18 protein-coding genes are annotated in these 20,189 nt (G+C 73.3%); 11 read left to right on the plus strand and 7 right to left on the minus strand.

What is annotated here, in order from left to right:
- Positions 1-349: 349 nt before the first annotated feature.
- Positions 350-673 carry a hypothetical protein gene (locus ACFXDE_RS26570; protein WP_380442117.1) on the plus strand — a complete coding sequence of 108 codons (324 nt, stop codon included), beginning with the start codon at positions 350-352 and terminating at the stop codon, positions 671-673.
- Here ACFXDE_RS26570 and ACFXDE_RS26575 read toward each other — a convergent pair.
- Entirely contained in the window at positions 651-1,256 is a 606-nt protein-coding gene (locus tag ACFXDE_RS26575; protein ID WP_380497238.1) for a TetR/AcrR family transcriptional regulator, read from the minus strand. The two genes, ACFXDE_RS26570 and ACFXDE_RS26575, sit on opposite strands and share 23 nt — an antisense overlap.
- 99 nt (positions 1,257-1,355) lie before the next feature.
- Between ACFXDE_RS26575 and ACFXDE_RS26580 the strand changes: the two genes are divergently transcribed.
- Positions 1,356-2,540 (plus strand): macrolide family glycosyltransferase, encoded by a 1,185-nt coding sequence (locus ACFXDE_RS26580; protein WP_380497239.1) that lies wholly within the window; start codon positions 1,356-1,358, stop codon positions 2,538-2,540.
- Here ACFXDE_RS26580 and fdhD read toward each other — a convergent pair.
- Positions 2,530-3,375, minus strand: coding sequence for a formate dehydrogenase accessory sulfurtransferase FdhD (gene fdhD / locus ACFXDE_RS26585; RefSeq protein WP_380497240.1), 846 nt, complete (start codon positions 3,373-3,375; stop codon positions 2,530-2,532). The genes ACFXDE_RS26580 and fdhD overlap by 11 nt on opposite strands.
- Positions 3,376-3,536: 161 nt before the next feature.
- Here fdhD and hutH point away from each other — a divergent pair, with 161 nt between their 5' ends.
- A complete protein-coding gene (gene hutH, locus ACFXDE_RS26590) occupies positions 3,537-5,120 on the plus strand; it encodes a histidine ammonia-lyase (protein ID WP_380442109.1) in 1,584 nt (527 codons plus the stop codon).
- Positions 5,121-5,149: 29 nt separating this feature from the next.
- Here hutH and ACFXDE_RS26595 read toward each other — a convergent pair whose 3' ends face one another.
- Positions 5,150-5,563: a hypothetical protein gene (locus ACFXDE_RS26595; RefSeq protein ID WP_380442107.1), complete on the minus strand. Its 414-nt coding sequence runs from the start codon at positions 5,561-5,563 to the stop codon at positions 5,150-5,152.
- 254 nt (positions 5,564-5,817) lie between these two features.
- On the opposite strand from ACFXDE_RS26595, the gene ACFXDE_RS26600 reads away from it, so the two are divergent.
- Together ACFXDE_RS26600 and ACFXDE_RS26605 are read left to right on the plus strand one after the other, a co-directional pair.
- Positions 5,818-6,687, plus strand: a complete 870-nt coding sequence (locus tag ACFXDE_RS26600; RefSeq protein WP_380442105.1) for a MurR/RpiR family transcriptional regulator — start codon at positions 5,818-5,820, stop codon at positions 6,685-6,687.
- Positions 6,688-6,789: 102 nt separating this feature from the next.
- Positions 6,790-7,113 (plus strand): hypothetical protein, encoded by a 324-nt coding sequence (locus ACFXDE_RS26605; protein WP_380442103.1) that lies wholly within the window; start codon positions 6,790-6,792, stop codon positions 7,111-7,113.
- Positions 7,114-7,118: 5 nt separating this feature from the next.
- Here the strand turns inward: ACFXDE_RS26605 and ACFXDE_RS26610 are convergent, their stop codons facing one another.
- A complete protein-coding gene (locus tag ACFXDE_RS26610) occupies positions 7,119-7,691 on the minus strand; it encodes a Uma2 family endonuclease (protein WP_380497241.1) in 573 nt (190 codons plus the stop codon).
- 179 nt (positions 7,692-7,870) lie between these two features.
- On the opposite strand from ACFXDE_RS26610, the gene hutU reads away from it, so the two are divergent.
- The 4 genes from hutU to hutI are packed head-to-tail and all read left to right on the plus strand — an operon-like array spanning position 7,871 to position 13,302.
- A complete protein-coding gene (hutU, locus tag ACFXDE_RS26615) occupies positions 7,871-9,541 on the plus strand; it encodes a urocanate hydratase (protein ID WP_380442099.1) in 1,671 nt (556 codons plus the stop codon).
- A 17-nt stretch (positions 9,542-9,558) separates the two neighbouring features.
- Positions 9,559-10,740, plus strand: coding sequence for an allantoate amidohydrolase (locus tag ACFXDE_RS26620; protein WP_380497280.1), 1,182 nt, complete (start codon positions 9,559-9,561; stop codon positions 10,738-10,740).
- Positions 10,731-12,092: a formimidoylglutamate deiminase gene (locus ACFXDE_RS26625; protein ID WP_380497242.1), complete on the plus strand. Its 1,362-nt coding sequence runs from the start codon at positions 10,731-10,733 to the stop codon at positions 12,090-12,092. The genes ACFXDE_RS26620 and ACFXDE_RS26625 overlap by 10 nt, the downstream gene beginning before the upstream one ends.
- A gap of 34 nt (positions 12,093-12,126) precedes the next feature.
- Complete coding sequence (gene hutI, locus ACFXDE_RS26630) at positions 12,127-13,302, plus strand: imidazolonepropionase (protein ID WP_380442095.1); 1,176 nt, start codon at positions 12,127-12,129, stop codon at positions 13,300-13,302.
- Between the two features lie 59 nt (positions 13,303-13,361).
- Here hutI and ACFXDE_RS26635 read toward each other — a convergent pair whose 3' ends face one another.
- Entirely contained in the window at positions 13,362-15,446 is a 2,085-nt protein-coding gene (locus ACFXDE_RS26635; RefSeq protein WP_380497243.1) for a prolyl oligopeptidase family serine peptidase, read from the minus strand.
- 79 nt (positions 15,447-15,525) lie between these two features.
- Positions 15,526-17,034: a peptide MFS transporter gene (locus ACFXDE_RS26640; RefSeq protein ID WP_380442091.1), complete on the minus strand. Its 1,509-nt coding sequence runs from the start codon at positions 17,032-17,034 to the stop codon at positions 15,526-15,528.
- A gap of 329 nt (positions 17,035-17,363) precedes the next feature.
- Here ACFXDE_RS26640 and ACFXDE_RS26645 point away from each other — a divergent pair, with 329 nt between their 5' ends.
- Both ACFXDE_RS26645 and ACFXDE_RS26650 read left to right on the plus strand, forming a co-directional pair.
- Positions 17,364-18,038, plus strand: a complete 675-nt coding sequence (locus ACFXDE_RS26645; protein ID WP_030290974.1) for a response regulator transcription factor — start codon at positions 17,364-17,366, stop codon at positions 18,036-18,038.
- Positions 18,039-18,102: 64 nt separating this feature from the next.
- Positions 18,103-19,347 (plus strand): ATP-binding protein, encoded by a 1,245-nt coding sequence (locus ACFXDE_RS26650; protein ID WP_380442121.1) that lies wholly within the window; start codon positions 18,103-18,105, stop codon positions 19,345-19,347.
- A gap of 33 nt (positions 19,348-19,380) precedes the next feature.
- On the opposite strand, the gene ACFXDE_RS26655 is transcribed toward ACFXDE_RS26650, so the two are convergent.
- Positions 19,381-20,076 carry an ester cyclase gene (locus tag ACFXDE_RS26655; RefSeq protein WP_380497244.1) on the minus strand — a complete coding sequence of 232 codons (696 nt, stop codon included), beginning with the start codon at positions 20,074-20,076 and terminating at the stop codon, positions 19,381-19,383.
- Between the last annotated feature and the right edge of the window lie 113 nt (positions 20,077-20,189).

The raw sequence follows: 20,189 nt of genomic DNA on the forward strand, positions 1-20,189 counted from the left end.
GGGCGGGGCCCCCCCGGGGGGTTGTTTGTTGTTCCGAGTGCCGACTCTGTGGGTGGGGGCTTGGATGGTTGGCAGTCTGAAAATCACCCGTCACGCCCCTCTCCGCGGCCACCCCCTCCCGCAGCGCACCCTCTCGCCTGTGGGGGGAGGGGGAGGGGGGTGGTCTGGGTGGGTGCATCGGTGCGGGGTGGTGGGCGCTCTGGGGCACGTGGGTTTTTGATGTGCCGGTTTCGTGACTGGCCCGTCCTGGGTCCGTTCCGGTTGGTGGACGGGGGGTGTCCCGGGGGTGTGGCGCGGTGCCATCGTGGGCCGGAGGCCGGTGGGCGGCGAGGACGGGGGAAGCGGGGCCGTGGGCAGACGCTTGGTGGGTGCGGCGGTGGCCGGGGTGGTCGCGTTCGGGGGTGCCGTGGCGGTGGCCGGGCCCGCGGAGGCGGTGCCGGTGGTGCGGACGGCGGCTGTGGTGTCCGGGGACCGGGCGCCCGTTCCCGCGCGTGCCTCCGTCGGGGGGCACCACGTCACCGACGTGGCGGTCACCCGTCACAAGTCCAAGCGCAGGAACCGGGGCTTCGTCTCCCGGACGGTCGGCCGGAGCTTCGGCTTCGTCTGGGTGCTGCTGTTCGTCGTCCTGCTGGTCGTGATCCTGGTCCTGGTCAGTCGCCGCGGCCGGCGCTGAGCGCCCGCAGCACGGCTTCGACCAGCTGGTCGGCGTGGTCGTGGGTGAGCGGGCCGAGGCGGAACATCCAGCGGTAGTGGAGCGGGCCGTAGAACAGTTCCACGGCGAGGTCGAGGTCCGTGTCGGGGGCGATCTGGCCGGCCTCGCGGGCGCTGCGGAAGCGTCGGCGGGTGACCTCCAGGAGGGGGTCCAGCAGGCGGGTGCGGTACTCGCCGTGCAGCGCCGGGTCGGTGACGATCTCGGCGATCAGGACGCGGGCGGTCGGGTCGAAGGCCGGGTCCGTGAGCCGGTCCGAGGACGGGCGCAGGACGGCCCGCAGGTCGGCCCGCAGGTCGCCGGTGTCGGGGAGTTCGATGCCGCCCTCGTGCTCGCTGTCGGCGAGGAACGCGTCGAAGACGACCGCGCCCTTCGACGGCCACCAGCGGTAGATGGTCTGCTTCCCGACGCCGGCCCGGGCGGCGATCGCCTCGATGGTCAGCTTGCCGTAGCCGACCTCGGCGACGAGTTCGGAGGCGGCGGCGAGCACGGCGGCGCGGGAGCGCTCGCTGCGTCGCGCGGGGTCGGGGGCGGGTCTGGCGGTCATGCCGGAAATTCTATGCGGAACGGCAAGACGAGACGTATCGTCTTGTCATGGCGAGACGATACGTCTCGTCTCTGTCGTTGACTTCGGAGGTGTCTTCCCATGACCGCGCACATCCTCATGGCGTCCGTGCCGGCCCACGGGCACGTCAATCCCAGCCTGGCGGTGATCTCCGGGCTGGTCGCCCGGGGGCACCGGGTCAGCTACGTCAACGATCCGTCGTTCCGCGAGGTCGTCGAGTCGACGGGTGCGCGGTTCGTCCCGTATCCGACGAAGCTGCCGCTCGCCGATGATCCGGAGGGGTGGGTGGAGGACCCGGTGGCGATCCAGGAGCTGTTCCTCGACGACGCCCTCGCGATGCACGCGGTTCTGCTGGACGTCTTCGCGGACGACGTGCCCGACCTGGTGCTCTGCGACATCGCGGGCTTCGCCGGGCGCGCGTTCGGCGAGCGGCTGGGCGTGCCGGTGGTGCAGCTGTCGCCCTCGATGGTCGGCTGGGAGGGCTTCGAGGAGGATCTGGCCGAGGCGTTGGCGGCCGTCCGTGAGGGTGCCGGCGGCGCCGAGCACTACCGGCGGTTCGCCGGCTGGCTCGCCGAGGCCGGTGCGGTGGAGCGCGACGTGGACGCCTTCAAGAACCGCCCGTCGCGGGCCGTCGCGCTCATCCCCCGTGCGATGCAGCCCAAGGCGGACCGGGTCGACGAGCAGCGGGTCTCGTTCGTCGGGCCCTGTTTCGGCGACCGCGCCCACCAGGGCGAGTGGCACCGGCCGGAGGGGGCGCAGAAGGTGCTGCTGGTCTCGCTCGGTTCGGCGTTCACGCACCGGCCGGCGTTCTACCGGGCCTGCGTCGAGGCCTTCGGCGACCTGCCGGGCTGGCACACCGTGCTCCAGGTCGGCGCCCACACCGACCTGGCCGAGCTGGGCGAGGTGCCCGCCACCGTCGAGGTGCACCGCTGGGTGCCGCAGCTGTCGGTGCTCTCGCAGGCGGACGCCTTCGTGACCCACGCGGGCATGGGCGGCTCCAGCGAGGGGCTGTTCCACGGGGTGCCGATGATCGCGGTGCCGCAGGCGGCCGACCAGTTCGGCAACGCGGACGCGCTGGTGGGTCTCGGTGTCGCCCGCCGGATCGACACCGAGGAGGCCACCGCGGAGGCGCTGCGCGGTGCGTTGCTGGAGCTCGTCGGGGATCCGGCGGTGGCCGAGCGGCTGGCGGTGCTCGCGGCCGCCGGACGGGCCGAGGGTGGCACCGCGCGGGCTGTCGATCTGATCGAGGCGGATATCAGGGTGTGACGGCGGGGGAGGGCGCGGCGATCCGGTCGGGCCGGGTGTAGACGTTCGCGCCCTCCCCGCGCAGGAAGCCCACCAGGGTCAGGCCGAGTTCCTCGGCGAGGTCCACCGCGAGCGAGGACGGCGCCGAGACGGCCGCGAGCAGCGGGACGCCCGCCAGCGCGGCCTTCTGGGTCAGCTCGAACGAGGCCCGCCCGCTGACCAGCAGGACGTGCCCGGTCAGCGGCAGCCGGCCCTCGCGCAGGGCCCAGCCGACCACCTTGTCCACGGCGTTGTGCCGCCCGACGTCCTCACGGGCGCACAGCAGCTCGCCGGTCGCGGCGTCGAACAGGCCGGCGGCGTGCAGGCCGCCGGTGGAGTCGAAGGTGCGCTGGGCGGCGCGGAGCTTGTCGGGGAGGGCGTAGAGGGCGGACGGCTCGATGCTGAGCCGGTCCTCGGCGACCGGGTGCCGCACGTGGGTGCGGACGGCGTCGACGGTGTCCCGGCCGCACAGGCCGCACGCGCTCGTGGTGAGCAGGTTGCGGTGCGCGGACAGCGGCAGGGTGCGGGCGCCGCGCAGGGTGGCGTCGACGACGTTGTACGTGTTGGCGCCCTCGTCGTCGGTGCCCGCGCAGTACCGCAGGGCGGCGAGGTCCTCGGTGGCGTGCACCAGGCCCTCGCCGACCAGGAAGCCCGCCACCAGGTCGAAGTCCTGCCCGGGCGTGCGCATGGTGACGGTCAGCGGCTCGCCGCCGACCCGGATCTCCAGCGGCTCCTCCGCCGCCAGCGCGTCCGGCCGCACCCCGCGCTCGTCCCCTCGCAGCCGCACCACTCGCCGCCGCGCCGTCGCCCGCGTCATCGCCACCTCCGTACGTGTTCCTGCCCCACCAGCGTGCGGCATGGGGGAGGCGGATATCCACGGGGGGAGGGGGTCGGCGTGCGGTCGCGGGCGGGACGGCGGAAAATCCGAATGGCGAGCACCTGTTGTCATATCTTCATTCGCCTGATGTGATGGTGAATATGGATATGCACAGTGCTGCGGCCTCCGACTCGCCGCTCGTCCAGGTCGGCAAGGCCGACGTCAGCGCCGACGACGTGCTGGCCGTCGCCCGGGGCAACGCCCGGGTCGAGATCGGTCCGGACGCGCTCGCCGAGATGGCGGCCGCCCGGGCCCGCATCGATGCTCTCGCGGCCGAGCCGCGTCCCGTCTACGGCGTGTCCACCGGCTTCGGTGCGCTCGCCGTCCGGCACATCAGCCCCGAGCTGCGCGCCCAGCTGCAGCGCTCGCTGGTGCGCTCGCACGCGGCCGGGATGGGCCCGGCCGTCGAGCGCGAGGTGGTCCGGGCGCTGATGTTCCTGCGGATGAAGACGCTGGCCTCCGGCCGCACCGGCGTCCGTCCGCTGGTCGCCCAGACCATGGCCGCGCTGCTGAACGCGGGCATCACCCCCGTGGTGCGGGAGTTCGGCTCGCTCGGCTGCTCCGGCGACCTCGCCCCGCTCTCGCACTGCGCGCTGGTGCTCATGGGCGAGGGCGTGGCCACCGGTCCGGACGGCGTGGAGAAGCCCGCCGCCGAGCTGCTGGCCGCGGCCGGCATCGAGCCGGTGGAGCTGCTGGAGAAGGAGGGCCTCGCCCTCATCAACGGCACCGACGGCATGCTCGGCATGCTCGTCATGGCCATCTCCGACCTGAGCCGCCTGTTCACCACCGCCGACATCACCGCCGCGATGAGCCTGGAGGCGCTGCTCGGCACCGACAAGGTGCTCGCCCCCGAGCTGCACGCCCCGATCCGCCCGCACCCGGGCCAGGCGCTGAGCGCGGCCAACATGCTCGCCGTCCTCAAGGGCTCGGGCCTCACCGGCCACCACCAGGACGACGCGCCGCGCGTCCAGGACGCCTACTCGATCCGCTGCGCCCCGCAGGTGGCCGGCGCGGGCCGCGACACCGTCGCGCACGCCCAGCTGGTCGCCTCGCGCGAGCTCGCCGCCTCGGTGGACAACCCGGTCGTGCTGCCCGACGGCCGGGTGGAGTCGAACGGCAACTTCCACGGCGCGCCGGTCGCGTACGTGCTGGACTTCCTCGCCATCGCGACCGCCGACCTCGGCTCGATCTCCGAGCGGCGCACCGACCGGCTGCTGGACAAGGCGCGTTCGCACGGCCTGCCGGCCTTCCTGGCCGACGACCCGGGCGTGGACTCCGGTCTGATGATCGCCCAGTACACCCAGGCGGCGCTGGTCAGCGAGAACAAGCGGCTCGCCGTCCCGGCCTCGGTCGACTCGATCCCGTCCTCCGCGATGCAGGAGGACCACGTGTCGATGGGCTGGTCCGCGGCCCGCAAGCTGCGCCAGGCGGTCGAGAACCTGGGCCGCATCCTCGCCGTCGAGCTCACCGCCGCCGCCCGCGCGCTGGAGATCCGCCAGCAGGCCGACTCGGCCGGCCGGATCGCCCCGGCCACCGCGGCCGCGGTGGCCGCCGCCCGCGAGGCGGGGGTCGGCGGCGCCGGCCGCGACCGCTTCCTCTCGCCGGACCTGGAGGCCGCCGCCGAACTGGTCGCCTCCGGCGCGCTGGTGCGGGCGGTCGAGCAGGTCACCGGCCCGCTGGCCTGATCCGTCGCCCGCGCGGAGCGGCCGGGGCGTCAGTCCCAGTCGCTCCGCGGGCGGCGGTCCTCGCGGTCCCGGCGGTCGGCGCGCGCGGCGGCGAAGTTGACGCCGACGATGCCGGCCCAGCAGGTGATCAGGCCGAGCAGCCCGCCGTTCTGGGCGTCGCCGGCGATCGCGGTGAGCGGGATGCCGAGCACCAGCGAGATCACGGCGAGCCGGGAGCCGGGTCGGCCGGCCGACCAGCCGGAGCGGCGCGGACGGTGGCGGTAGCCGGGCTCGTAGCCCTCGGACTGCTGGGGCGCGGGGCGTTCGGCCCGGGCGTCCATGCGGGCGTCCAGCCGCTTCAGGAACGAGTCGACCAGCTCCGACTCGTACTCCTTGCCGAGTTCCTTGCGGGCCTGCAGGGTGGCGTCGAGGTCGCGCCGCAGTTCGTCCTGGCGAGTGTCCATGGCCACCAGCGTGGGGGCTCGCCGGGGCCCGGTCCATCCGTTCGCGGGGGAATCCGGGCGGGCTCAGGGTCAAATCAGGGTTACCCCGAGCCCCGTGCCGGGCTCCCGGGGAGTAGGGTCCGCCGGTCGTCCGCCAGACTGTCCGCCCACCGGGACGTCTCAGCGGCCGTCCCGTCGTACGAGACGTCTTTGCCAGGCGCCGCGCGCTGCTGCACAGTCGTCGTCCGAACCGCTCGCACCCGGAGGTACCGCCGATGACCGCCACCGACGAGACCGGCACGGTCGGTCCCTCCGCGCGGCTGCTCCAGCTCTTCGAGGGGCACCGGCTGACGCCGACCCAGCGGCGGATCGCGCACTCGCTGGTCCGGCACGCCACCGAGGCGCCCTTCCTGTCCAGCGTCGAGGTCGCCGAGCTCGCCGGGGTGAGCCAGCCGTCCGTCACCCGCTTCGCGGTGGCCCTCGGCTACGACGGCTACCCGGCGCTGCGCCGGCAGCTGCGCGAGCTCGGGGCGGGCGAGGCGGCCGCGCCCGAGGGCCCGCACGAGGCGGTGCGCAACGAGCACCAGCAGGCCGTGCTCGCCGAGATCGAGCACCTGCGCCACCTCGCCGACCTGCTCGCCGACCCCGAGCCGATCATCCGCGCCGCCCGGCTGCTCGCCGCCTCCCGCCCGCTGCCGGTGCTGGGCCTGCGGGCCGCGTCCGCGCAGGCGCGCGGCTTCGCGTACTTCGCGGCCAAGGTGCACCCGGACATCCGGCTGCTCGACGAGGGCGGCAGCATGCTCGCCGACCGGCTGGAGCAGGCCACCGCGGCCGGCGCGACGGCGCTGCTCTGCTTCGCGCTGCCGCGCTACCCGCGGGAGCTGATGGACGCCCTGGCGGTGGCCAGGGAGTGCGGTTTGACGGTGCTGACGGTGGCCGACAGCGCGTTCGCGCCGGTCGCCAAGCTGTCCGACCTGATGCTGCCGGCGGCCGTCGGCACCGGTCTGGTCTTCGACACCGCGTGTGCGCCGATGATGCTGGGCCGGGTGCTCCTGCAGAGCATGTGCGACGAGATCCCGGGCGCGGAGGCCAGGTTGGAGGCCATCGAGCAGTCGGCCGCGGCGCGTGGCCTGTTCTTGGAGTAGACGCGGCCTGGAATAGACGCGACTTGGACTGGACAAAGCCGCGGCGTCGTGGGCGTGGCCGGCCGTGAACCGGGGCATCCCCTAGTGCAGGGGGTGCCGCCCATGCGCGTGATCCACGAGATGAAGTTCGTCGCCCGGCTGGCATCGGGTGCCGACGAATGGTCCTGCCCCACCTGCGGACGCCGGGTCACCCTGCGGCGCCTGCCCGAACCCGAACTGACCGTCCTCGACCCGGGCGACGAGTCCGCCGTGCACGTCGGCGTCATCGAACCGCACGCGCGGGCCGCCGCCGAGGCCGCCGAGAAGTACGGCCTCGGCCCCGTCCAGAGCATCCCCCGTCCGCCCGCCCCTGCCGCGCCCGACGCCGCCGACCGCCGCTGGCTGGCCGAGATCGGCATCGACTGGGACGGCGACGCGGCGGCCTGAGGACCTCAGCGCTTCGGCGCGTAGAGCGGCAGGTCGGCGGTGCCCAGCTCGGTCGGCAGCGGCGCGGGCAGCGGGACGGGCTCGCCGTACTTGCCGCGCAGCACGCCCTGGTACTCGCCGTCGCGGGGGTGGGTGTGGAGCGTCCAGACGCCCTTGCGGGGGTCGACCGCGAGGAGGACCGGCACGCCCGCGATCGCGTACCAGCTCGTCTTCGTCGCGATGTGGCTGACCCGTTCGGAGGTCGAAATGACCTCCACGGCCAGCTCGACGTCCTGCGGGTCGGCCAGCCATTCGTCGTCATCCTCCCAGTCGCGCGGCAGGACGACCAGGTCGGGCGTCGCGTAGTCCTCCGCGTCGTCGGGCATGTTGATCGACGAGACCTCGTAGGAGCCGAGACCGGTGGGGAGCTTGGCATCGAGCTGACGGGACAAGCGTTTGACGGTCCCCGCGTGCTTGCCGCGAGGAGTCGGGGACATCACCAGGGTTCCGCCGATGATCTGGACGCGAAGTCCCGTGCTCTGCTCGATCTCCTCCGCCACGTCCCGGAGCCTGCCGGGCCGCACGCCGATGGCCGTCATCGTGTCCTCCGCTCCCCGCGCTGGGCCGAGTGGCTGGTGTTCGCCGGGTTCAGGCTAGCGCGCCAAGTCGGGCGGTGCTGTTGCTGATCGGATTGTTCAGGGGTCTGGTCGAACGTCGACTGTTTAGTTATATTCAACTGAACCAAGCCTGAATGAATCCATCCGCAGGAGGCCGGGACATGGTGCAGCAGCAGACGAGCGGGCCGCGCGAGGTACGTGCGGCGCGTGGCACGGGGCTCACGACGCAGGGCTGGCAGCAGGAGGCCGCCCTGCGGATGCTCATGAACAACCTCGACCCGGAGGTCGCCGAGCACCCGTCGAAGCTGGTGGTCTACGGCGGCACCGGCAAGGCCGCGCGCGACTGGCGCTCCTTCGACGCCATGGTGAAGACCCTCCAGGGCCTGAAGCAGGACGAGACCATGCTGGTCCAGTCCGGACGCCCGGTCGGCGTCATGCAGACCCACGAGTGGGCGCCGCGCGTGCTGATCGCCAACTCCAACCTGGTCGGCGACTGGGCCAACTGGGAGGAGTTCCGCCGCCTGGAGAGCCTCGGGCTCACCATGTACGGCCAGATGACCGCCGGCTCGTGGATCTACATCGGCACCCAGGGCATCCTCCAGGGCACCTACGAGACCTTCGCGGCCGTCGCCAACAAGCGGTACGACGGCACGCTGGAGGGCACCATCACCCTCACCGCCGGCCTCGGCGGGATGGGCGGCGCCCAGCCGCTGGCCGTCACCATGAACGGCGGCGTCGCGATCTGCATCGACTGCGACCCGTCCCGCATCTCCCGCCGCATCGAGCACCGCTACCTGGACGTCGAGGCCAAGGACCTCGCCCACGCACTGGAGCTCGCCACCGCCGCCCGCGACAAGAGGCAGCCGCTGTCCATCGGCGTGCTGGGCAACGCCGCCGAGCTCGTCCCGCAGCTGCTCGCGATGGACGCGCCGATCGACATCGTCACTGACCAGACCAGCGCCCACGACCCGCTGAGCTACCTGCCGGTCGGCGTCGCCTTCGACGACATGGCCACCTACGCGGCCGAGAAGCCCGCCGAGTTCACCCAGCGGGCCCGCGAGTCGATGGCCCGGCACGTCGAGGCCATGGTCGGCTTCCAGGACCGCGGCGCCGAGGTCTTCGACTACGGCAACTCGATCCGCGGCGAGGCCCAGCTGGCCGGCTACGACCGGGCGTTCGCCTTCCCCGGCTTCGTCCCCGCGTACATCCGCCCGCTGTTCTGCGAGGGCAAGGGCCCGTTCCGCTGGGCGGCGCTGTCCGGCGACCCGCAGGACATCCACAAGACCGACAAGGCCGTCCTCGACCTCTTCCCGGAGAACGAGTCGCTGGCCCGCTGGATCAAGATGGCCCAGGAGAAGGTGCACTTCCAGGGCCTCCCGGCGCGCATCTGCTGGCTCGGCTACGGCGAGCGCGACAAGGCCGGCGAGCGCTTCAACGACATGGTCGCCTCCGGCGAGCTGTCCGCGCCGATCGTCATCGGCCGTGACCACCTGGACTGCGGCTCGGTCGCCTCGCCGTACCGCGAGACCGAGGCGATGCTCGACGGCTCGGACGCGATCGCCGACTGGCCGCTGCTCAACGCCATGGTCAACGTCGCCTCCGGCGCGTCCTGGGTGTCCATCCACCACGGCGGCGGCGTCGGCATCGGCCGCTCGATCCACGCCGGCCAGGTCACCGTCGCCGACGGCACCCCGCTGGCCGGGGAGAAGATCCGCCGGGTGCTCACCAACGACCCGGGCATGGGCGTCATCCGGCACGTGGACGCCGGGTACGACCGCGCCGACGAGGTCGCCGCCGAGCGTGGCGTCCGGGTTCCCATGGGTGAGCTGTGACGAGTTCGTTCGAAGCGATGTGGGCGGAGCTGCTCCCCGTGGGCCGCTCCGCCGCCTCCGGCGGCTACCGCCGCTTCGCGTGGAACTCCGCCGACGCCGAGTGCCGGGCCTGGTTCGAGCAGCAGGCCCGCGACCGCGGCCTGACGTACGAGCTGGACCGCAACGGCAACCAGTGGGCCTGGCTGGGCGACCCGGCCGGGGACGGCGCCGTCGTCACCGGCTCGCACCTGGACTCCGTCCCCGACGGCGGCGCCTTCGACGGCCCGCTCGGCGTCGTCTCCTCCTTCGCCGCCCTGGACGAACTCCGGGCCCGGGGAGCCGAGTTCACGCGCCCGCTGGCGATCGTCAACTTCGGCGACGAGGAGGGCGCCCGGTTCGGCGTCGCCTGCATCGGCTCCCGGCTGACGGCCGGCCTGCTGGACCGCGACGCCGCGTACGCGCTGCGCGACGCCGACGGCGTCCGGCTGCCCGACGCGATGGAGCGGGCCGGCTACGACCCCACCGCGATCGGCGCGGACGACGGCCGGCTCGCCCGGATCGGCGCCTTCGTCGAGCTCCACGTCGAGCAGGGCCGCTACCTCGCCGAGGACCAGCCGGTCGGCGTGGCCGGGGCGATCTGGCCGCACGGCCGCTGGCGCTTCGACTTCCACGGCGAGGCCAACCACGCCGGCACCACCCGCATCGAGGACCGCCGCGACCCGATGCTCACCTACGCCAACACCGTGCTCTCCGCCCGGAAGAAGGCGCGGGAGGCGGGCGCCCTCGCCACCTTCGGCAAGGTCGCGGTCGAGCCCAACGGCACCAACGCGATCGCCTCGCTGGTCCGCGGCTGGCTCGACTCCAGGGCGGCCGACGAGCGAACCCTCACCGCGCTGGTCGCCGAGATCGAGCGGGCCGCCGCCGAGCGCGGCGGGCGCGACGGCGTCCGGGTCGAGCTCACCCGGGAGTCCTACACGCCGGTGGTGGAGTTCGACGGCCCGCTGCGCGACCGCCTCGGCAAGCTGCTGAACGCCCCGGTGCTGCCCACCGGCGCGGGACACGACGCCGGGATCCTGGCGTCCGCGATCCCGACCGCCATGCTGTTCGTGCGCAATCCGACCGGTGTCTCGCACTCCCCGGCCGAGCACGCCGAGACGCCCGACTGCCTCGCCGGGGTCACCGCCCTGGCCGACGTACTGGAGGACCTGGCGTGTCAGTGACCGAACCGGTGGCCTACTGGGCGCAGTACGCCTGGCTGCCGCACGCCAACGGCCCGGTGGTCGAGCGGGACGTCCTGATCGCCACCGGCCCCGGCGGCCGGATCACCGCCGTGACGCCGGACAGCGGCCCGTGCCCGGCCGGCGCCGTCCGCCTCGTTGGGCTCCTCGTGCCCGGCCAGGCCAACGCCCACTCGCACGCCTTCCACCGGGCGCTGCGCGGCCACGTCCAGGTCGGCTCCGGGACGTTCTGGACCTGGCGCGACACCATGTACAGGTTCGCCGGGGCGCTCGACCCGGACCGCTACCTGGAGCTCGCCACCGCGGTCTACGCCGAGATGGCGCTCGCCGGGATCACCGCCGTCGGCGAGTTCCACTACCTGCACCACGCCCCCGGCGGCGCCCGCTACGACGACCCCAACGCGATGGGCGAGGCGCTGATCGAGGCCGCGGCCCGGGCCGGCATCCGGATCACCCTGCTCGACACCTGCTACCTGTCCTCGGGCTTCGGTGCCGAGCCGACCGGGCCGCAGCAGCGGTTCAGCGACGGCGACGCCGAGGCGTGGGCGGTCCGGGCGGACGCGCTCAAGCCGCGCGAGCACGCCCGGATCGGCGCCGCCATCCACTCGGTGCGGGCCGTGCCCGCCGGGCAGCTGGGCACCGTCGCGCGGTGGTCCGAGCTGCGCGGAGCCCCGCTGCACGTCCACCTGTCCGAGCAGACCGCCGAGAACGACGCCTGCCTCGCCGCGCACGGCGTCACCCCGACCCGGCTGCTCGCCGACCACGGCGCCCTCGGGCCGCGCACCTCGGCCGTCCACGCGACCCACCTCACCGACGAGGACGTCCGCCTCCTCGCCGACAGCTCCACCACGATCTGCATGTGCCCCACCACCGAGCGGGACCTCGCGGACGGCATCGGCCCGGCCCGCCGGCTCGCCTCGGCCGGGTGCCCGGTCACCCTCGGCAGCGACAGCCACGCCGTCATCGACCCGTTCGAGGAGGCGCGCGCCCTGGAGCTCGACGAACGGCTGCGGACGCGGACCCGCGGGCACTGGACGGCCAACGCGCTCCTGCGGGCCGGGACGGAGGACGGGCACGCCTCGCTCGGCTGGCCGGAGGCCGGCCGGATCGAGGCCGGGGCGCTCGCCGACTTCACCGTGCTCGCCCTCGACTCGGTGCGCACCGCCGGGCCGCCGCCCGCACTGGGTGCCGAGACCGCCGTCTTCGCGGCCTCGGCGGCGGACGTCCGGCACGTGGTGGTCGGCGGCCGGCACGTCGTCGCGGACGGCGTGCACCGGCTCGTCCCGGACGTCCCGGGCGCGCTGCGGGCCTCGATCGGCGCGCTGAGCTGCTGATCCGTTCCTACAACTCCGTTCGGAAGGCGTCGTCTTGAGCAACCCGACCACCCTGATCACCGGCATCGGCAGTCTGGTCACCAACGACCCCGGCCAGGGCGCCGGACCGCTCGGCCTGCTGACCGACGCGGCCGTGGTGCTGGACGGCGACACCGTCGCCTGGGTCGGCCCGGCCGCCGACGCGCCCGCCGCCGACGTGCGCTTCGACGCGGAGGGGCGGGCCCTGCTGCCCGGCTTCGTCGACTCGCACGCCCACCTGGTGTTCGCGGGCGACCGCACCGCCGAGTTCAACGCCCGGATGTCCGGCCAGTCCTACACCGCCGGCGGGATCCGGACCACGGTGGCGGCCACCAGGGCCGCGACCGACGCCGAACTCGACGCCAACCTGGCCCGGTTCGTCCGGGAGGCGCTGCGCCAGGGCACCACGACCATCGAGTGCAAGTCCGGGTACGGGCTGACGGTGGCCGACGAGGCCCGGGCGCTGCGGATCGCCGCCCGGTACACGCCGGAGACCACGTACCTGGGCGCGCACGTCGTCGCGCCCGAGTACGCGGACGACCCCGCGGCGTACGTCGACCTCGTCACCGGGGAGATGCTGGACGCCTGCGCCCCGCACGCCCGGTGGGTGGACGTGTTCTGCGAGAAGGGCGCGTTCGACGGGGACCAGGCGCGGGCGGTCCTCACCGCCGGCATCGAGCGCGGGCTGACGCCCCGGGTGCACGCCAACCAGCTGACGTACGGTCCCGGCGTGCAGCTCGCGGTCGAGCTGGGGGCGGCCTCGGCCGACCACTGCACCCACCTGACGGACGAGGACGTGGCCGCGCTGGCCGGCTCGGGGACGGTGGCGACGCTGCTGCCCGGGGCGGAGTTCTCGACCCGGGCGCAGTACCCGGACGCGCGGCGGCTGCTCGACGCGGGCGCGGTCGTGGCGCTGTCCACGGACTGCAACCCGGGCTCCAGCTTCACGAGTTCGATGGCGTTCTGCATCGCGGTCGCGGTGCGGGAGATGGGGATGACGCCGGACGAGGCGGTCTGGGCGGCGACGGCGGGCGGGGCGCACGCGCTGCGCCGCGGCGACGTCGGCGTGGTCGAGGCCGGGGCGCGGGCGGACCTGCTGCTGCTGGACGCGCCGTCGCACGTGCACCTGGCCTACCGGCCGGGGGTGCCGCTGACGGCCGCGGTCTGGCGGTCGGGGGTCCGCGAGGTCTGAGCCTGCGAGAGCTGGAGGCCCCCACGTCCCCGGGGTGGCGGGCGCGGGGGCCTCCGTTTTCACTTGAGGCCCAACGAGCGCCTCAGGAAGTCGAGTTCGTGCTGCAGCAGGTTCGCCGCCACGGTCTCGTCGGCGGGGGAGTGCGTCGTGTTGCTCAGCGGGAGCACCTCGTGGGGGCGGCCCGCGGCGAGCAGCGCGCTGGACAGGCGCAGGGCGTGGACGGGGAGGACGTTGTCGTCCGCGAGGCCCTGGATCAGCAGCAGCGGGCGGCGCAGCCCGGGGGCGTCGGCGATCAGCGAGCCCGAGTCGTAGTGCCCGGGGTGCTCGTCCGGGTGGCCGAGGAAGCGCTCCTGCCAGTGGGTGGTGTAGAGCAGCTGGTCGGTGGGGGCGGCCCCGGCGGACGCCGCGTGGAAGACGTCCGGGCGGCGCAGGACGGCGAGCGCGGCCAGGTAACCGCCGTAGGACCAGCCGCGGATGGCGACCCGGTCGAGGTCGAGCACGCCGGGGCGCAGCCGGGCGGCCTCGTGCAGGCCGTCGACCTGGTCGGTGAGGGCCGGTCCGGCCTTGTCGCCGTAGATCTCCTTGCTCCAGCGGGGCCCGCGGCCGGGTGTCCCGCGGCCGTCGACGGCGAGCACCGCGAAGCCCTGTTCGGCGAACCAGCGCGAGACGAGGTCCCACCACACGCCGCCGGTGCCGACCTTCCGGGTGGCCGGCCCGCCGTACGGGTCGACGAGGACGGGCAGCGGGCCGTCCTCGGGGCGGTACCCGGTGGGCAGGTAGAGCGCGGCGCGCATCTCGCGCGGGCCGAGGCGCAGCAGTTCGGGTGCGGCGGTGAGCACGGGCGGCTCGGCGTGCGAGGTGAGCTCCACGGCCGCGCGCCCCTCGCGCAGGACGGTGGTGCGTCCGGCGGGGTGGCCCTCGCGGCGGGTGGTGACGACCAGCGTGCCGCCCCGGCGGACGCCGGTGTGCTGGCCCGGGCCCTCGCTGAGCCGGCGGACGCCGGCGCCCGGTTCGTAGCTCCAGAGGTGGGTCTCGGTGGGCTCGTCGACGGCGGTGAACAGGACCCGCTCGCCCTCCGTCCCGAGCACCTCCCACAGCTGCAGCCCGGGCGGGGTGACGGGCTCGCCGTCCACCGTGAGGTGCTGGGTGTCGCCGTGGGCGGCGGTGTGGACGAGGGCGCCGGAGGCGGTGCGCAGGGGCAGCCCGGGGACGAGTTCGACCCAGTGGTCGTCGCGCTGCTCGTCGAGCACCCGGACGGCGCCGCCGGGCTCGATCGCGAGCGTGCGGACGGTGCGCTGGTCGCGGCTCTGGACGCAGGCGTACGGGCCGTGGGCGTCCCAGCCGGCGGCCGTGACGTACTCGAAAGCGGCCCGGTCCCAGTGGACTCCGATCGGTGAGCCGTCGAGGCCGAGCAGCCACAGCGACACGTCGGCGTTGGCGGTGCCGGCGAGCGGGTAGCGGACGGCGCGCGGGGGCCGGGCCGGGTCGGCCGGGTCGGCGAGGTGCAGCCGGGCGACCTCGCGCTCGTCGACCCGGGTGACGAGCAGCGCGGTGCCGTCGGGGGACCACCAGTGGCCGCGGGAGCGGTACATCTCCTCGGTGGCGACGTGCTCGGCGATGCCGTACGTCACGTCCGCGGCCTCGGGCTCGGCGAGCGCGCGGTCGCCGGTGCCGTCGGCGGACACCACCCGCAGGGAGCCGCCGCCGGCGTAGGCGATCCGGCGGCCGGTCGGGTCGAGGCGCGGGTCGTACACCGCGGTGGCGGTGGGGACGGCGCGGACGGTGCCCGTGGCGGTGTCGGCGAGCCACAGGTGGCCGCCGAGCGCGAAGGCGGCGAGCCGGCCGGTGGCGTCGGTGGAGAAGGCGGTGATGCCGGAGGCGGCGATCCGGGCCCGCTCGCGCCGGATCCGCTCGGCCTCGGGGAGGTCGCCGTCGTCGTCGCCGAGCGCGGCCGGGTCGGCGACCAGCCGCTCCTCGCCGGTGGCGGTGTCGAGCGCCCAGAGGCGGTTGACGGGGTCGGCGCCGCCGCGGCTGCGGACGAACAGCACGGTGGCGCCGTCGGTGGTGATCACGGGGTGGGTGGGGGTGCCCAGCGCGAAGCGCCGGGTGCGGGCGAGTTGGCGGGGGAGCGCGTCTGTCGGCATGACGGGCACCATAGGCAGAGCCCGCACCACTCGGTCGAGTGGTTTACGCGCTCGCGCAGGGGGCCGGATCGGGCGCGTGTCAGTGCACGTCGCCCATGAGCGCGTTGACCTTCTTGCGGTACATCGCGAGGGCGATGCCGGCGATGATCGCCATCACGCCCTGGACCGCGAAGTACCAGGTGCTGCCGACCACGCCGTCGCCCAGCACGAGCTGGAAGATCGCGGCGACGCAGTCGCCGGCGGTGACGGCGAGGAACCAGACGCCCATCATCTGGCTGGCGTACTTGGTCGGCGCCAGCTTGGTGGTGACGGACAGGCCGACGGGGGAGAGCGTGAGCTCACCGACGGTCTGGACCAGGTAGACCATGGCCAGCCACAGCGGGGTGACCTTGGTGTCGCCGTGGGCGGCGGCCATCGCCAGCATCATGACGATGAAGGACGCGCCGATCATCAGCAGACCGATGGCGAACTTCATGGTGGTGCTGGGGTTCTTCGACCGGCGGGCCAGGGCGACCCAGATCCAGGCGAAGACCGGCGCCAGCGCCATGATGTACAGCGGGTTGAGCGACTGGAACCACGTCGACGGGAAGTTGAAGCCGAGCAGCGTGGACGCGGTGTGCTTGTCCGCGAAGATGCTCAGCGTCGAACCGGACTGGTCGTAGATCATCCAGAACACGGCGGCGGCGACGAAGAACCAGATGTAGCCGCTCATCCGGGACTGCTCGGTGGCGTCGAGGTCCTTGTCGCGCTTCACCTTGGCGAAGACGAGCACCGGGATCAGGATGCCGGCGACCGACAGCGGCCAGAGCACCCAGTCGATGGTGAACGAGCCGCTCGCCACCAGGGCGCCGTAGATGACCACGGCGGCGGCCAGCCAGGCGCCGGCCTTCTTGAAGATCGACGCCTTCTCGGCCGGGGTGATCGGCGAGGTGACGATGTCGCTCTTCGGGCTCAGGTGGCGGGTGCCCAGCAGGAACTGGCCGAGGCCGAGCGCCATGCCGACGCCGGCCAGCGCGAAGCCCAGGTGCCAGCTGACGCTCTGGCCGATGGTGCCGATGACCAGCGGGGCCGCGAAGGCGCCGAGGTTGATGCCCATGTAGAAGACGGTGAAGCCACCGTCGCGACGCGGGTCGTTCGGGCCGTCGTAGAGGTGGCCGACCATCGTCGAGATGTTGGCCTTGAGCAGACCGGAGCCGATCGCGATGAAGGCCAGACCGGCGAAGAACGCGCCGCTGAACGGCACGGCCAGCAGGAAGTGGCCGATCATGATGATCGTGCCGCCGACCGCGACGGTCTTGCGAGCGCCGAGGAATCGGTCGGCGATCCAGCCGCCCGGGAGGGCCAGCAGGTAGACCATCGCCGTGTACACGCTGTACACGGCGGCGGCGACCGCCGTCTTCATGCCGAGGCCGCCCTCCGAAATGGAGGCGGTCATGTAGAGGACCAGCAGGGCACGCATGCCGTAGTAGCTGAAGCGTTCCCACATCTCGCTCATGAAGAGAGTCGCGAGACCTCGGGGGTGGCCGAGGAAGGTCTTGCCGCTGGGGGAGGCCGACGTGACGCCGGCGTCCTGGAGCGTAGACGCCATGTGTAGTGGTTCCTTGCCTGACAGCGTCCGCCTAGGGGGGTGGCGGCGGACGTGGACGGAACCACTGTACGTGGCGATATTTGGCGGTATCAGATGACAAAACGCTCGAATCAGGTATGGCAATGGCAAAGTCCGCAGCCGATCTTCCCGATCGATCCATGGTAGACGGGGATGTCTTCCTTCGGTTTCAAGATCCAAGGGCGGAATCTTCGCCGAACAGGCGGTCGGGAAGCGTCCGTTGAGCGGACGTGGGCCCTTATATAACGATCACGCTCTGTGAACTACTTCACAGGTCCATCGGGCAGGGTGCGGCGGACTACCATCACCACATGACCTGTGTGCTGCTCGCCGAGGACGATCCGGCGATCTCCGAACCGCTGGCCCGGGCCCTGCGCCGCGAGGGCTACGAGGTGCTCGTCCGCGAGGACGGCCCCACCGCGCTCGCCGCCGGCCTCACCGAGGAGGTCGACCTCGTCGTCCTCGACCTCGGCCTGCCCGAGATGGACGGCCTTGAGGTCTGCCGCCGGCTGCGCGCCGACGGCAAGAGCTGCCCCGTCCTGGTGCTCACCGCCCGCGCGGACGAGGTGGACACCGTCGTCGGCCTCGACGCCGGCGCCGACGACTACGTCACCAAGCCGTTCCGGCTGGCCGAACTGCTCGCCCGCGTCCGGGCCCTGCTCCGGCGCGGCAACGTCGACCAGCTCACCACCGGCGCGCACGGCGTGAAGATCGACATCGAGTCGCACCGCGCCTGGCTCGGCGAGGAGGAGCTGACGCTCTCCGCCAAGGAGTTCGAGCTGCTGCGCGTCCTCGTCCGGGACGCCGGCCGGGTCGTGACCCGCGAGGAGATCATGCGCCAGGTCTGGGACACCACCTGGTGGACCTCCACCAAGACCCTGGACATGCACATCTCCTGGCTGCGCAAGAAGCTCGGCGATGACGCCGCCAACCCGCGCTACATCGCCACCGTGCGCGGAGTGGGCTTCCGGTTCGAGAAGAATTAGCCCCCGTACGGAGAGCATGGCCGGAGCGCGGCCGATGAAGCGCAACACCTCGGGGAGCGGCAGCGTGAAACGCCGGATGATCAACTCGCTGCTGGGCGTCGTCCTGGTGGTGGTCGTGGTGTTCTGCGTGCCGCTCGCCCTGGTGGAGAAGCGGACCATCGTCAACTCGGCCCAGGAGCGGACGGACGCCGCCGCCGTCCGGGTGCTCGGGCTGGTGGAGAACCGCCTCGCGAACCACGAGCTGGTCAACGAGCGCTCCTTCGACAGCCAGGTCGCCGAGGGCAGCTACGTCGAGGTGCAGCTGCCCGGCCAGGCGGTGGTCTCGGTCGGCGTGCGCCCGCCCGGGGGCCACCTGCTGAAGGCCACCGAGTACGGCGTCAACGGCGAGAGCGTCACCGTCGAGCAGTCCCGCGAGGACGTCGACCACGAGATCGCCAACATGCTGCTGCTGCTCGGCGTCGTCGCCCTGCTCGCCGTCCAGGCCGCCGTCGCGCTCGCCGTCTGGCAGGCCAAGCGGCTCGCCCGGCCGCTCACCGACCTCGCCGAGACCGCCGAGCGCCTCGGCTCCGGCGACCCCCGCCCGCGCGACCGCCGCTACGGCGTGCCGGAGCTCGACCGGGTCGCCGAAGTGCTGGACGTCAGCGCCGAGCGGATCGCCCGCATGCTCACCGCCGAGCGCCGGCTCGCCGCCGACGCCTCGCACCAGCTGCGCACCCCGCTCACCGCGCTGTCCATGCGGCTGGAGGAGATCACCGCCCTCGCCGAGGACCCGGAGACCGTCAAGGAGGAGGCGACCATCGCCCTCCAGCAGGTCGAGCGGCTCACCGACGTCGTCCAGCGGCTGCTCACCACCCAGCGCGACCCGCGCAGCCCCACCGCCGTCGCCTTCGAGCTCGACGAGGTGATCAAGCAGCAGGTCGAGGAGTGGGGCCCGACCCTGCGCGAGAAGGGCCGGGTGCTCTCCCTGGAGGGCCTGCACGGCGTCATCGCCGTCGGCACCCCGGGTACGGTCGCCCAGGTGCTCGCCACCCTGATCGAGAACTCGCTGATGCACGGCGCCGGGACGATCACCCTGCGGGTCCGCCCCTCCGGCACCTCGGTCGTGGTCGAGGTGCAGGACCAGGGCGCCGGGGTGCCGCCGGAGCTGGGCAACCGGGTCTTCGAGCGCGCGGTCAGCGGCCGCAACTCCACCGGGATCGGCCTGGCCGTCGCCCGTGACCTCGCGGAGGCGGACGGCGGCCGGCTCGAACTGCTGTCGCTGCGGCCGCCGGTGTTCGCGATCTTCCTCGGCCGCAGTCACGAGGACTGAGAGGACCGAGGGGACCGGGCGGCCCCGGGCGCCTCAGGCTCCCGGCATGACGCCGAGCTGGCGCATCAGGCCCATCACGTCCCACTGCCACCAGCCCTCGGCGATCCTGCCCTCCTTGCAGCGGAAGGTCGTCGTGCCGCGTCCGGTCACCGACTTCCCGGTGTTCGGCACGTCCCGGAAGGCGGCCTTCTGGGTGGCGTGCCAGGTCCACCGGGTCGCCACCTCGTCGCCCTCGGCGATCTGGCTCTCGATCTCGAAGCGGAAGTCGAAGGCGTCCAGGTAGCCGGCACAGCGGTCGCGGAACGCCGGGACGCCCTGGAGGTCGCCCTCGCTGCCGTAGTCGTGGTCGCGGTAGTCGGCGGCCATGCACTCGTCGATGACGTCGAGGTCGCCCGCGGCCAGCCCGTCCAGGACCCGGTTCGCGAGGGTCTTGTTGAACTGGGAGTCACGGACCACGTCGAGGTCGGTGAAGGTGGGCGGCGCGTCGCAGAGCGCCACCATCTCGCGGAAGATCCGGTCCGTCTCGGGGAGGTGGGAGTTGCGCATGGCCTCCTCGTAGGAGGGGAACTCCACGATCTCCACCACGTGCTTGGTGTCCGAGCGGTCGGTCGCGACCACCGCGTGGGAGGCGGTCCGCTTCCCCTTGGTGGACTCGGCCCAGCTGTCCATCAGCCGGTTGAGGTCGTCGAGCCTGTCGGTCTTGCAGTCGATGATCTGGACGAACGCCATGGCGAGCCTCCTGGAACCCCCTCGGCCTCGATCGTCCGCGCCGGCCGTGCTCGCCCTCGGTAACCACTGTCCTCTCGGGCGGGTGGGACCGGCAAGCGCAGGACGCGCGTCGG

This window comes from Kitasatospora sp. NPDC059408 (genome assembly GCF_042751525.1).
GTDB lineage: Bacteria > Actinomycetota > Actinomycetes > Streptomycetales > Streptomycetaceae > Kitasatospora.